This window comes from Actinoplanes sp. NPDC048988 (genome assembly GCF_043197815.1).
In the GTDB taxonomy this organism is placed as follows: Bacteria; Actinomycetota; Actinomycetes; order Mycobacteriales; family Micromonosporaceae; genus Actinoplanes.
Window position 1 is genome coordinate 367,045 of record NZ_JBICTW010000005.1, and the last position, 12,260, is coordinate 379,304.

16 protein-coding genes are annotated in these 12,260 nt (G+C 71.5%); 9 read left to right on the forward strand and 7 right to left on the reverse strand.

Features of this window, described 5'->3' with window-relative positions; genetic code table 11:
- The first annotated feature begins 74 nt into the window (after positions 1-74).
- Complete coding sequence (locus ACGFJ7_RS19650) at positions 75-1,304, forward strand: prolyl oligopeptidase family serine peptidase (RefSeq protein WP_392642942.1); 1,230 nt, start codon at positions 75-77, stop codon at positions 1,302-1,304.
- Between the two features lie 20 nt (positions 1,305-1,324).
- Here the strand turns inward: ACGFJ7_RS19650 and ACGFJ7_RS19655 are convergent, their stop codons facing one another.
- The 3 genes from ACGFJ7_RS19655 to glsA all read right to left on the reverse strand — a co-directional run bounded on the left by ACGFJ7_RS19655 (position 1,325) and on the right by glsA (position 4,112).
- Entirely contained in the window at positions 1,325-1,990 is a 666-nt protein-coding gene (locus tag ACGFJ7_RS19655; RefSeq protein WP_360251029.1) for a hypothetical protein, read from the reverse strand.
- A 389-nt stretch (positions 1,991-2,379) separates the two neighbouring features.
- On the reverse strand, positions 2,380-3,138 hold the full coding sequence (locus tag ACGFJ7_RS19660) for an alpha/beta fold hydrolase (protein ID WP_360251035.1): 759 nt from the start codon (positions 3,136-3,138) through the stop codon (positions 2,380-2,382).
- A complete protein-coding gene (gene glsA / locus ACGFJ7_RS19665) occupies positions 3,135-4,112 on the reverse strand; it encodes a glutaminase A (RefSeq protein ID WP_360251038.1) in 978 nt (325 codons plus the stop codon). Before glsA ends, ACGFJ7_RS19660 begins: the two co-directional genes overlap by 4 nt.
- Before the next feature lie 126 nt (positions 4,113-4,238).
- On the opposite strand from glsA, the gene ACGFJ7_RS19670 reads away from it, so the two are divergent.
- Entirely contained in the window at positions 4,239-5,222 is a 984-nt protein-coding gene (locus ACGFJ7_RS19670; protein ID WP_360251041.1) for a winged helix-turn-helix domain-containing protein, read from the forward strand.
- Here the strand turns inward: ACGFJ7_RS19670 and ACGFJ7_RS19675 are convergent.
- A complete protein-coding gene (locus tag ACGFJ7_RS19675; protein WP_360251044.1) occupies positions 5,215-6,390 on the reverse strand; it encodes a thiolase family protein in 1,176 nt (391 codons plus the stop codon). The genes ACGFJ7_RS19670 and ACGFJ7_RS19675 overlap by 8 nt on opposite strands.
- A gap of 62 nt (positions 6,391-6,452) precedes the next feature.
- The gene (locus ACGFJ7_RS19680) at positions 6,453-6,878 is read right to left on the reverse strand and encodes a MarR family winged helix-turn-helix transcriptional regulator (protein ID WP_392642945.1); all 426 of its coding nucleotides are present in this window, start codon (positions 6,876-6,878) and stop codon (positions 6,453-6,455) included.
- Positions 6,879-6,951: 73 nt separating this feature from the next.
- Between ACGFJ7_RS19680 and ACGFJ7_RS19685 the strand changes: the two genes are divergently transcribed.
- Genes ACGFJ7_RS19685 through ACGFJ7_RS19710 form a run of 6 tightly spaced genes read left to right on the forward strand, consistent with a single transcriptional unit; the run spans position 6,952 to position 10,655 of the window.
- Complete coding sequence (locus ACGFJ7_RS19685) at positions 6,952-7,833, forward strand: SDR family NAD(P)-dependent oxidoreductase (RefSeq protein ID WP_392642946.1); 882 nt, start codon at positions 6,952-6,954, stop codon at positions 7,831-7,833.
- Positions 7,826-8,698 carry an amidohydrolase family protein gene (locus ACGFJ7_RS19690; protein ID WP_360251053.1) on the forward strand — a complete coding sequence of 291 codons (873 nt, stop codon included), beginning with the start codon at positions 7,826-7,828 and terminating at the stop codon, positions 8,696-8,698. The genes ACGFJ7_RS19685 and ACGFJ7_RS19690 overlap by 8 nt, the downstream gene beginning before the upstream one ends.
- Positions 8,695-9,111, forward strand: coding sequence for a DUF3237 domain-containing protein (locus ACGFJ7_RS19695; protein ID WP_360251056.1), 417 nt, complete (start codon positions 8,695-8,697; stop codon positions 9,109-9,111). The genes ACGFJ7_RS19690 and ACGFJ7_RS19695 overlap by 4 nt, the downstream gene beginning before the upstream one ends.
- Before the next feature lie 21 nt (positions 9,112-9,132).
- A complete protein-coding gene (locus ACGFJ7_RS19700; RefSeq protein WP_392642948.1) occupies positions 9,133-9,561 on the forward strand; it encodes a hypothetical protein in 429 nt (142 codons plus the stop codon).
- A gap of 50 nt (positions 9,562-9,611) precedes the next feature.
- Positions 9,612-9,998 (forward strand): hypothetical protein, encoded by a 387-nt coding sequence (locus ACGFJ7_RS19705; RefSeq protein WP_360251062.1) that lies wholly within the window; start codon positions 9,612-9,614, stop codon positions 9,996-9,998.
- Between the two features lie 9 nt (positions 9,999-10,007).
- Positions 10,008-10,655, forward strand: coding sequence for an SMI1/KNR4 family protein (locus tag ACGFJ7_RS19710; RefSeq protein WP_392642950.1), 648 nt, complete (start codon positions 10,008-10,010; stop codon positions 10,653-10,655).
- Here ACGFJ7_RS19710 and ACGFJ7_RS19715 read toward each other — a convergent pair.
- The gene (locus ACGFJ7_RS19715) at positions 10,608-11,096 is read right to left on the reverse strand and encodes a LuxR C-terminal-related transcriptional regulator (protein WP_392642952.1); all 489 of its coding nucleotides are present in this window, start codon (positions 11,094-11,096) and stop codon (positions 10,608-10,610) included. The two genes, ACGFJ7_RS19710 and ACGFJ7_RS19715, sit on opposite strands and share 48 nt — an antisense overlap.
- A 203-nt stretch (positions 11,097-11,299) precedes the next feature.
- Between ACGFJ7_RS19715 and ACGFJ7_RS19720 the strand changes: the two genes are divergently transcribed.
- Entirely contained in the window at positions 11,300-11,650 is a 351-nt protein-coding gene (locus tag ACGFJ7_RS19720) for a hypothetical protein (protein WP_392642954.1), read from the forward strand.
- Between the two features lie 195 nt (positions 11,651-11,845).
- On the opposite strand, the gene ACGFJ7_RS19725 is transcribed toward ACGFJ7_RS19720, so the two are convergent.
- On the reverse strand, positions 11,846-12,253 hold the full coding sequence (locus ACGFJ7_RS19725; protein WP_392642955.1) for a PPOX class F420-dependent oxidoreductase: 408 nt from the start codon (positions 12,251-12,253) through the stop codon (positions 11,846-11,848).
- Positions 12,254-12,260: the final 7 nt, after the last annotated feature.

Sequence of the window (12,260 nt, forward strand, 5' to 3'; positions counted from 1 at the left end):
ATGCATTGCCACGAGATTTCCGGCGCGATACGTTGTGACGACTATCGATATTTGCGCGAGGGAGTCCCCCCATCATGCCCCTCAGTCGTCGCACTGTCCTAGCCGCCGGAGCGGGTGCCGCAGCCGGCCTCGCGATCCCCGGCGCCGCCGCCCAGGCGGGCGGGAGTAAGGCCACAACCGTCGGATTCACTCTGAACGCCGTCACCCTCGACGGCGGCGAACAGGTCGTCAGCCTCACCCTCGGCACCCGCCGGCTCGGACCGATCTCCCGCGCCAGCCTCACCCCGGGCACGTTCAGCGTGCACGTCAAGGCCACCAGCCCCATCGCCGTCACCCCGGACCCGGGCTACGACCTCGACCGCGTGGTGACCGCGGCCCGCGTCGACCGGCACGGCGACATCGTCCTCGAGCTGAGCTACGCCGAGGGCCAGCCCGGCGGCGGCACGCTCGGCTACCTCGTCAGCCGCAGCCGCAACGTCCGGCTGAACCTGACCTACACGATCACGCAGAACGCCCCCTTCGTCGCGCGCGGCCGCCCGGTCACCGTCGGCACGTTCGTACAGGGAAGGCTCTCGAACCCCGAGGTCGACGCTTACAGCTACCACACCTCGAAAGACGGCATGAAGTACCGCCTCTTCTCGCCCAGGAGCCAGGGGAAGCGCCCACTCGTCGTCTGGCTGCACGGCGGCGGCGAGGGCGCCTCCCTGCCCGACGGCTACTACGACAACGAGACCACCCTGCGGGCCAACCGCGGCGCCCTCGGCTTCTCCACACCCCAGGGGCAGAGGATCTTCCACGGCGCGTACGTCGTGGCGCCCCAGAGCTTCTCCGCCTGGATGCTGGACGGCCCCCGCTTCGCCCCGCTCATCCGCCAGATCGTCGACGAGGTCGCCCGGCGCCACAACGTCGACCGCGACCGCGTCCATGTCGTCGGCTGCAGCAACGGCGGCTACATGAGCCTGAAGATGACCACCGTCTACCCGGACGTCTTCGCCTCGTCGGTGCCCATCTGCGGCATCGTCGCCGGCAACCCGCCGCTGATCCCCGACCCCGAGCTGGCGGCCATCACCACCCCGACCTGGCTGGTCACCTCGCTCGACGACGACACCGTCGACCCGGTCGCCAACACCGTGCACGCGCACGACGTCATCCCCCGGTCGCGGGTCACCCTATACGACAACGTGATCTGGAACGGTCACCAGTTCCCCGGCCACTGGTCATGGATCTACGTGGCCCGCAACGACCCGAGCATCAACGGCCTGCACATCTGGCAGTGGATGTCCCGGCAGCACCGCCGTGACTAGGCCGAAGCGTGAGGTCGTCCTCACGTCAGACTGATCCGATGCGCGGGGTGGTCGAAGAGCGAATCCTGCGGGAACAGCACCGCCTCGGCCTTCGTGCCGCTCGGCACCGTCCACACCTTGATCAGCCGAGCCGTCATACCCGGGTTGTACGGGCCACCGGGGAAGTCCTCGGCCCGCTGCAGGTTGGCCGCGACCGTCTCGTCGAGATCGGAGAACGCGTACTCGCCCCGGTCGGTCACCAGGTGCCCGAATTCTTCGGTGCCGGAGGCCGGCGTACGCCCGACGTTCTCCATCGTCGCGTCCATCCGGCAGAACTCCCAGCCACTCGGCGGCCGGGCGTCGACGTGCTCCGGCGGCACGTCGTCACTGGACCAGTCGCCGCTCGTATAGGCCGGGTTGTCGGCGGCGTCGGGGAAGACCGTGATCCCGCACTTCACCCCGGTCACCGTGACGGCCCAGTCGACCGGCGGGGTGCCGTCACTGAACAGTTCCCGATACGGGAACGCCACGCCCGTGCGCTGCGGCGCCAAACCGGCTTCATCGGCGGCCGCCATCCCCGCGGTCGCCTCGGCCGACGTCAGCGGCGCCACCTTCTCGTCGCCCCCACCGCACCCGCCGGTCAGCGCCGCCGACGCCGCCACCCCCACCAGCGCCAGCCCTGACCGCAAAACCGGATATTTCCGCATTCGCTGACGCTAAGGCCGGAGCCTCGACGGGCCGGGCCGAACGCGGGGACATCCCCTTTCCGATACTTTCCCGGAATGCAAACCCTTCAGGGGGCCCTGGTTCGCCTGCGCCCGGCCACTCAGGACGATGTCCCGGCGCTGTCCCGGATCCGCGCGACCCCTGAGGTGTACGAGCGCTGGGGTCCCGGCGACGTCCTCGACGCGGACACGCCGACCCTGGTCATCCTGGCCGAGGAGCGCGTGGTCGGATCCCGCGGCCGACAACCACGCCGCGATCCGCTGCTACACCAGGGCCGGCTTCCGCCCGGTCGGCATCATACGCCGCTATGGGCAGGCCCCCGACGGAACCTGGCACGACGGCCTGCTCATGGACCTGCTGGCCGGCGAGATCACCTGACGCCGTCGAGCTTGGTTTCGTCGAGCCAGCCGCCGATCACGGCGGCCAGCTCGGCCGGGTGGCTGTAGTTCATCGCGTGGGCCGCCCCCTCGATCACCGCGACGCTCAGGTGCGGCGGCCCCAGGTGGCTCAGCTCCGCGACGCGCCGGTCCGGCGGCATCAGTGGATCCCGGCCGCCGAGCACCGCCAGCGTCGGCACCGGCGTGCGCAGCAGCCTTTCCAGCGACGGGAACCGGGTCAGCTCCCCGAACAGGTGCACCGCGTTGACCGGCCCGAACCGCAGGTAGTCCGGGAGCGCCACCCTGACCATGCGCGCCGACTCCCGTGGCACGTCCCGCGCGAGCTGCACCAACGCCCGCAGCAACGGCTGGTTGTGCACTCCCCCGGCGGGTGAGGCCAGCACCACGCCGGCCACGCGCTCGGGGGCGCTGTGCGCCACCTCCAGCGACACCGGGCCGCCCATCGAGTTGCCGACGAGCACCACTTTGTCCAGGCCGAGCGCGTCCAGGATCTCCAGGAGCGCCCAGGCCAGCGACGAGATGCCCAGCGTCTGCCCCCACGGCTTGCTGCGCCCGTATCCCGGCAGGTCCGGCACGAGCGCGGTCGCTCGATGGGCCAGCGCCCGCGCCGTCGGCACCATGTAGCCGCCCGAGATCCCGAAGCCGTGCACGTGAACGATCGGCGTCGACCCGGGCACCTCCGGACCCCGGCGCACGAAGACCCGGCGCCCCCGGACCACGACCCAGCTCATGAGGGTTCCGAGGCGAACAGCGTCAGGCCCAGCCGTACGGACAGGAAACGGGCCGCCAGCTGACCGCGGACGCTGTTGCCGTACGCGTCGAGCGGCGGGGCGAAGGCGGCCAGCGCCCCCTTGCCCGGCGAGACCACCACGATGCCACCGCCGATCCCGCTCTTGCCGGGCACTCCGACGTCGTACAACCAATCGCCTGAGGTTTCGTAGAGACCGGCCGTCGCCATCACCGCCAGCGTGAACGGGCACACCGTCGCGTCGACCACGCGCTCGCGAGTGAGCGGGTTGACCCCGCCGTCGGCCAGCGTGGCGCCCATCGCCGCCAGCCCGGTGGTGGTCACCCGCAGGCAGCTCTGCCGGGTGTAGAGGTCGACCGCCTCCATCGGATCGCAACCGAGCAGGCCGTACGTCTGCAGCAGGTCGGCCAGGGCGCGGTTGCGGTGGTTGGTGGCCGAGGCCGAGGCGTACGTCTCCCGGTCGATCTCGAGCGGACGGCCCGCGAAGCGCGACAGCCCGTCCCGCAGGAACCGCCACTTCTGCTCCAGCGTCTCGCCCGGCACCAGGCTGGCCGTGGCGATCGCGCCCGGGTTGACCATGGGGTTGGTGCGGCCGCCGGGCGCCCGCTCGACCGCGGTGAGCGAATTGAACGGCAGCCCGGTCGCGTTGACGCCGAGCCGCCGGCGCATCTGATCCGGCCCGAGGATCGCGCAGACCAGGGCGAACACGAACGGCTTGGCCACGCTCATGATCGTGAAACCGTGTTCGGCGTCGCCGGCCGCGTACTGGCCGCCGCGCGCGCCGACCGCGCAGACGCCGAACAGGTCGACCGGCACGCGGGCCAGCGCCGGATAGACGTGGGACGGCTCGCCCTCCGTCACGGTGCGGAATTTCGCGTACGTCTCGTCGATCGCCGCCCGTACCTCGTCCGGCGAAGGCAGGTGACCGGTGGACACATAGGCCGGCGTCGTGCTCATGATTCGCACGCTAGTGGCGATTCACCCCCTCGCGCCTCGCCCGCGGGAGGTGATCAGGACGGATCTTGGACAATGCCTTTTGCTCCCGCCTGAGACAATCGCGTCGGTCGATAGGAGGGGGCCGGCGTGCTGCGTATCCATTTCACGGCCGACGACGTCGCGCGAATCCGGGTGGCGACCGGGGCCGACCCCCTGTGGGAGACGGTCATCAGCGTCTTCCGGCTCCGGCGGCCGGGGCCGGAGCTGGCCTTCGGCCACTGGCGCCGGCACGCCGTCCGGGCGAGCCGGCGAGCGGATCTGAGCGTGCTCGGCCCGCTGGTGCGGCAGCGGTACTTCCCCGACTTCCTCACCCCGCCCGAGGGCACCGCCGGCCTGCCCACGGCGCTGGACGCCCTGATGTCGACCCCGGTCACCCGGCTGCGCACCGACATGGCCCGGCTGGCCGGGACCGGCGCGCCGCTGACGCCGTGGATGCGGCAGCTCGGCGACGGTGACCCCGGCGCGCTACGGCAGCTCGCCACGGCGCTGCGCTCGCATCACGACGCGGTGGTGGCGCCGTTCGCCGACGACGCCCGCGCCCAGGTCGACGCCGACCGGGGCCGGCGCGCCCGCGTGCTGCTCGACCAGGGCGCGGAGGGCCTGCTCGACAGCTTCCGGCCGATGATGCGCTGGGAGCCGCCCGTGCTGCACGTCGACGTGCCCCAGCAGCGGGCGCTGCACCTCAACGGCCGCGGCCTGCTGCTGGTGCCGTCGTACCTGTCGTCCGGCACCCCCGACATGCTGTTCGACCCGGGCCTGCCGCCGGTGCTGGTGTACCCGATCGAGCACTCGCTGAGCCGTTCGCTGGCCACCGGCACGGCCCTGTCGGCGCTGATCGGACCCACCCGGGCCGCGGTGCTGGAGTCGATGGGAGACGGGCGTACGACCTCGGAGCTGGCCCGGCACGTCGGGGTGAGCCGCGCCTCGATCAGCCAGCACACCGCGGTGCTGCGCGACGCCCGCCTCATTCAGACCGTCCGGGCCGGCAAGGCGGTCCTGCACCTGCGCACGCCGTTGGGCACCGCCCTGCTCTCCGCCCAGCCCGGCGGCCGGGGCGCGGCGATCAGTTAGCGTTTTCCAGGACGACCGCGAGGGCCTGGCCGACGCCGATGCAGATGGCGGCCACACCCCAGCGATCCCCCGACTCGCGCAGGCGGGCGGCCAGGGTGCCGAGGATGCGGCCGCCGGAGGCGCCGAGCGGGTGGCCGATGGCGATGGCGCCGCCCTTGGCGTTGACGATGGCCGGGTCGATGTCCCAGGCGTCGACGCAGGCCAGCGACTGCACCGCGAAGGCCTCGTTCAGCTCGACGGCCGCCACGTCGTTCCAGGTGATGCCGGCCCGGGCCAGCGCCCGGTCGGCCGCCGCGACCGGCGCGTAGCCGAACATCGGCGGTTCGACGGCGGACACGCCACGGCCGGCGACCCGGGCCAGCGGCGCCCGGCCGATCCGGTCGGCGGCCTGTTCCGAGGCGAGCAGCACGGCCGAGGCGCCGTCGTTCAGCGGCGACGCGTTGCCCGCGGTGATCGTGCCGTCGGGCCGGAACGACGGTTTCAGCGCGGCCAGTTTCTCCGCCGTCGAGCCGGGCCGGATGCCCTCGTCGCGGGTCAGCCCGCCGACCGGCACGACCAGGTCGTCGTAGAAGCCGGCCGTCCACGCCGCGTCGGCGCGACGGTGCGAGCCGGCGGCGAAGGCGTCCTGCCGTTCGCGGGAGATGCCGAACTTCTCGCCCAGCATCTCGTTCGCCTCGCCCAGCGAGACGGTCCACTCCTTCGGCATGTTCTCGTTGACCAGCCGCCAGCCCAGCGTGGTCGACACGGCCGTCACGTTGCCGGCTGGGAACGCCTTCGACGGTTTCGGCAGCACCCAGGGCGCGCGGGTCATCGACTCGACGCCGCCGGTCACCACCACGTCGGCGTCGCCGGTCTCGATGGCCCGCGAGCCGATCATGGCCGCGTCGAGCGACGAGCCGCAGAGCCGGTTGACCGTCGTGGCCGGCACGTCGACCGGCAGTCCGGCCAGCAGCACGGCCATCCGCCCGACGTTGCGGTTGTCCTCGCCGGCCTGGTTCGCGCATCCCCACACGACGTCGCCGATGGAGCCAGGGTCAAGGTCAGGAGCCTTACCCAGTACGCCGGTGAGCGCGGCCGCCGCGAGGTCGTCCGGCCGCGACTCGGCGAGGGCGCCCCCGAAGCGGCCGAACGGCGTACGGACAGCGGCGTACAGGTATGCCGAGCTCATGCCTTCAACCTAGGCCGGGCGGCGATGCGGCACCAATACTGAATGGGACTCGATTGAGAGCTTCACGATATGGAAGCCAGCGCCTGCCAGCTGTCGATCAGGGCGTGCCGGAACCCGGCCGCCTGCGCCTCGGTCAGCCGCCCGGTCATCTCCTCCTCGAGCTCGCGTACCGGCTTCACGTACTGGGCGAGCAGCCCACGCCCTTCGTCCGTGAGGTGGATGAGCAGCTCCCGCCGGTTGGCCGGGTTGCGCTCGCGGTGGATCAGCCGACGGCTCTCCAGGGCCCGGACCATGTCGGCCATGGTCTGCGCGGTGACGAACGAGTCGCGGGCCAGCTGCGCCGCCGACAGCCCGTCGTGGCGTTCCAGCACGGTCAGCGCCGTGTATTGCAATGCGGTGATGCCGCCGGTGCGGACGATCTCGTCCAGCCGCGCCCGTACCACCAGTTCCAGCTGCTTGACCAGGTAAAGCAGCGACGGTCTCTCCATGGCGTCACCCTACGCTATTGACAGGAATCCTGATCGTCGACCACGATCAGGATTCCTGCTGATGGAGGCGAGCATGAACGTGGAAGGCAAGGTCGCGATCGTCACCGGCAGCGGCCGGGGTCTGGGCTTGGCGTACGTGAAAGCGCTGGCCGCCGCGGGCGCGTCGGTGGTGGTGAACGACGTCGACGAGGCGGCCGTGGACGCGGCGGTCGCGTCCCTCGGCGACCGGGCGACCGGCGTCGCCGGCGCGGTCGGCGACGCCGCGACGGCCGAGCGCCTGGTCGACACCGCGGTGAAGACCTTCGGGCGCCTGGACGTGCTGGTCACCAACGCCGGCATCCTGCGCGATCGCGTCCTGTGGAAGATGACCGACGACGATTTCGACGCCGTCGTCCACGTGCACCTGCGCGGCACCTTCACCTGCGCCCGGGCCGCGGCGATCCAGATGCGTTCCCAGGGTACGGGTGGCCGCCTCATCCTCATCTCCTCCCCGGCCGGGCAGCGCGGCAACTTCGGGCAGACCAACTACGCGGCCGCCAAGGCCGGCATCGCCGCGATGGCCCGCACCTGGGCGCTCGAGCTGGCCCGGGCGAACATCACCGTCAACGCCGTCGTCCCGGTGGCCGCGACCGAGATGACGAAGACGATCCCCGCCTTCGCGCCGCTGCTGGAGAAGGACGAGCCGCTGCCGGCCTGGGTACGCCGCGACGAGGGCATGGGAACCGTCGACGACGTCACCGGCCTCATCGTCTACCTCGCCTCGGACGCGTCGGCCGGCCTCACCGGGCAGGCCATCGGCGTCGGCGGCGACCGGCTCGCGCTCTGGGCGCACCCGAAGGAGAAGACGGTCGCGTTCACCGACGGCGGATGGAGCGCTTCGGCCATCGCGGACCATGACTTCGGCGACCTGGAGACGTACGGCATCCCCGCCCCGAAAGCCCCCGGCAATGATTGACGTCGACGCCCTGGACGCCATCGACGTCCACACCCACGCCGAGGTGAGCCGGGACGGCCACAAGTCGCTGAGCGGCGAGTTGCTGGCCGCCTCCGAGGCGTACTTCAAAGCACACGGCCACCGCCAGCCGACGATCGACGAGATGGCGTCGTACTACCGGGACCGCCGGATGGCCGCCGTCGTCTTCACCGTCGACGCCGAACACCTGACCGGGCACCCGCGCATCTCCAACGAGGAGGTCGCGGAATCCTGCGCGGCCCACCCCGGCGTGCTGATCCCGTTCGCGTCGATCGACCCGCACCGGGGCCGCGCCGGCGTCCTCGAAGCGCGCCGCCTGGTCACCGGCCACGGCGTCCGCGGCTTCAAGTTCCACCCGAGCCTGCAGGGCTTCGACCCGTCCGACCGGCTCGCCTACCCCCTGTACGAGGCGATCCAGGAACTGGGCGTTCCCGCCCTGTTCCACACCGGCCAGACCGGCATCGGCGCCGGCGTCCGCGGCGGAGGCGGCATCCGGCTGCGCCACTCCAACCCGATGCTCGTCGACGACGTGGCCGTGGACTTCCCCGACCTGCGCATCATCCTGGCCCACCCGTCCTTCCCGTGGCAGGACGAGGCCCTGGCGGTCGCCACCCACAAGGAGCACGTCCACATCGACCTGTCCGGCTGGTCGCCGAAGTACTTTCCACCCCAGCTCATCCGGTACGCCAACTCGCTGCTCCAGGACAAGGTGCTCTTCGGCTCCGACTACCCGGTCCTCACCCCGGACCGCTGGCTGGCCGACTTCGCCGCGCTGGACATCAAACCCGCCGTACGGCCGAAGATTCTGAAGGACAACGCCGCCCGCCTGCTGGGCCTGACCCGATGACCCTGACCCTGAAACCGGCCTTCACCCTGACCGTCGACCTGGCCGAGCCCCGCGACGTGGGCCAGGTACCCACCGGTCACCGCCGGGTCATCCCCATCCTCGGCGGCACGGTCACCGGCCCCACCCTGACCGGCGAGATCCTGCCCGGCGGCGCCGACTGGAACCTGGTCCGCCCCGACGGCGCCATCCACGTGTGGGCCCGCTACGAACTCCGTACGGCCGAAGGGGCCGTCGTCTCGGTCATCAACGAGGGCCTGGGCCGGCCCGGCGAGCCGATACCGACCCGCCCGGTCTTCGAGGTCCCCTCCCCCGGCCCGACCTGGCTGGCCGCGTCGTTCTTTTTGGGCGAACTGCGCCTGAGCGACCGCCCCGGCCGGGTCCACATAGCGGTCAGCCAGGTGATCCCGGCCTGACCGGTAGGGCAAGATGACCGGGTGAGCTCCATCATCAAGTTCTTCGTGGCCCCCGACGACGAGGTCGCCGCCGGCGCCGCCGAGGAGGGCCCCGGGGCGAAGTTCGAACCGATCACCTACGGCAACTTCGACGTGTGGTCGACGCTGGAGGAACTGGAGAGCATCCTGACCGGCCGCGACCTGGAAGAGGTCCTGGACCAGGGCGGCCCCGAAATCATCAGCGGCGCCGGCGAGCCCATGTTGCTGCGCGTCCCCACCGTCCTGGTCGAGGCCCTGTCCACCGCCGACAGCGAAACCGTCTCCGGCGCCGCCGAGCAGTGGCTCTCCTTGCGCGCCGGGGAGGGCGAGGCCCTGGACGAGGAACTGGCCCACGAGATAGTCAGCGAACTGGCCGCCACCGCGGCCAGGGCCCAGCGCACCACCCAGTCCCTCTACTGCTGGGTCGCCTGAAGGACAGCACGGCGCCGACGCTGGTTTCCGCTGATGGTCGAAGGAGGAGTGTGCAGGTCCTGCGAAGTGACGCGACCCTGGAGATGGAGCTGCGTGGCACCGTGGCCGAGCTCGAGGGCTTAGCCGAGCTGGTGTGCTCGGGCAGCGGCACGGCCGAACTGGATCGCATCGGCGACCCTGCGCCGTACGACCGGACGCTGGCGCGCATCACAGTCGAGCAGACGTCGGGTCCGGCTCTCATCGGGTGCTTCACGAGCCCTGATGTGCTGGACATCCGAGGAGGACACGAACAACTCGGCCTGATCGCCGACGAGGTGCGGGGTGTCGCCGAGGACGGCGACCCACGGAGTCATCTGCACATCGATCACTACCCTGGACACGGCTACCTCGACGAATCCTCCGAGCCGCTGGTCGTGACGCTGCGTCAGCGGCCCTAGACTCGCTGCGTGGCGACCGTGACCGAAGCCTGGATTCGGATCGAGGGCTGGCTCCACCACTACACTCCGCGGAGCGGCGCCGTGCTTGCCGGGCCGGCGGCGCCTGAGCTGATTGAGGCGGCCGAGGTTCAGGCCGGTGTCGCTTTTCCAGCTGAGCTTGTCGAGTCCCTGCTTCGCCATGACGGGCTGACGGAGCCGGCGAACATCTTTCCGGAAGCGACGCCGCTCGCCGTCGAGGAGATCGGCGAACAGTATGCGATTCGGATGGATGTCGCTCCTGACGTCGACGGCTTCGCGGTGCACGCGCCCAACGCCGAGCCCTGGTGGCATGAGCGCTGGCTGCCGTTCGGGGATGCGGGCTGCGGGCTGCAAGTCATCGACATGCGACCTGGACCGGGCCGCGGGCGGGTGGGCCTGGCGCCGACCTCCAATCCCGCGGATTTCTCCGAGGGCTGGCCGTCCCTGAGTGCCTATCTGACAGCGGTCGCGAACGCTCTCGAAACCGGCGGCACCGTGGGCGAGTGGCACGCGTACGTCGCCGATGACGACACGCTCTGGTGGGATCTGGCCGGCAGAACGGAAGTCAACGGCCGACCGCTCCGGGCGGTGTCAGCCTTGCAGGGCGGCGGCCAGTTCGCGGCGGGACGTGATGCCTAGCTTGGTGAAGATCTTGCGGAGGTGCCACTCGACGGTCCGGGGGCTCAGGAACAGCGAAGCGCCGATCTCCGGGTTGGTGCGGCCGGTCACCGCCAGGCGGGCGATCTGGGACTCCTGCGCCGTCAGCTGGTCGGCTGTGCCGGGGGCCTTGGCGCGGACCGTTTCGCCGGTGGCGGCCAGTTCACGGGCGGCGCGCGTGGCGAAAGCCTCGGCGCCGATCGTGGTGAAGGACTCGTGGGCCCGGTGCAACTCGGCTCGGGCCTCGGAGCGGCGGTTCTCGCGGCGCAGCCATTCGCCGAACAGCAGGTGGGCTCGGGCCGCCTGCATGCCCATGCCGGCCGCCGTGAAGGACGCGATGCCGGCCCGGTAGCCGTTCTCGTCGGCGGTGACCAGGGCGTCGGCCAGCGCCTGCACGCCGCGCGCCCAGTCCGTGCCCGCCACTGATGTGCGTTCCCGCAGCCGGGCGCGCGCCGATTCGGCCTCGGCTCAGCCCGCCGAAGCCGAACGCCATCTCGGCCGTCGACAACCCGCGCGGCAGCTCCAGCAGGGCGAGCGGGTTTCCCCTGGTCTCGGCCACGATCCGGTCGCGGACGCGGGCGTCCACCGGCCCCGGCAGGGCGGACTCGAGCAGGATCCGGGCGTCGGTGTCGGAGAGCCCTTCGACGGTCAGCTCGGGCAGGCCGGGCCTGGAGCCGGCCGGGGTCCGTACGCCGAAGACCAGCCCGACCGACTCGGCGTCGAGCCGGCGGGCCACGAAGGTCAGGATCAGCTCGGACATCCGGTCGAGCCACTGCACGTCGTCGACGACGCAGATCAGGGGCCGCTGCGACGCCGCCTCGGCGAACAGCCCCAGCACGGCCAGCCCGACCAGCAGCGCCTCCGGCGGTTTCCCGGCGGCGAGGCCGACGGCGGTGGCGAGCGCGGCCCGCTGCGGCGCCGGCAGCCGGTCCAGGTTTTCCAGCAGGGGCGCGCAGAGCTGCTGCAACGCCGAGTAGGTGATCTCGGATTCGAGCTCCACCCCGGCGGCGCGCAGCACCCGGGCACGGCTGTGCCCGGCCCGTACGTCACGCAGCAGACGGTCCAGCGCCTCACGCTCGCGCCGTCGCTCCCGCAGCCTTTCACCAGCCACGTCGATCACTTCCCCCCGCGGCGCAGCGTACCCGGCCTGGCCTGGGAGAACCCTCAGCGCCCTATGCGCGCAGATCGCCCCAGGCGTGCCAGCTGTCGACCTCGACCTGCACGGTGACCCGGGGCCGCTCGCGGTTGGCGTAGGGCGCGCCGGTGTAGTGGACGGCCAGGCGGTCGATGTCCTTGAGGCCCTCGTCGTCGGCGATCGAGACGACCCGCCCCTGCACGCTCAGGTGGGTGTACCAGTTGCCGCTCGCCAGCACGGTCAGGGAGACTCGCGGGTCGCGCTGGAGGTGCTTGAGCCGGGCCCGCTTGGCGTCGAGGCCGAGCAGCACCCGCCCGTCGTCCTCGAGCAGGTACCAGGTGGCGACGGTGACCGGCCGCCCGTCGGCGGCGACGGTGGCCATGACCGCGGGGTGGGGCTGCCGGAGGAACTCGGCGAGCTTCGAAGGAAGCGGGATCTTGGACATGGTCAGG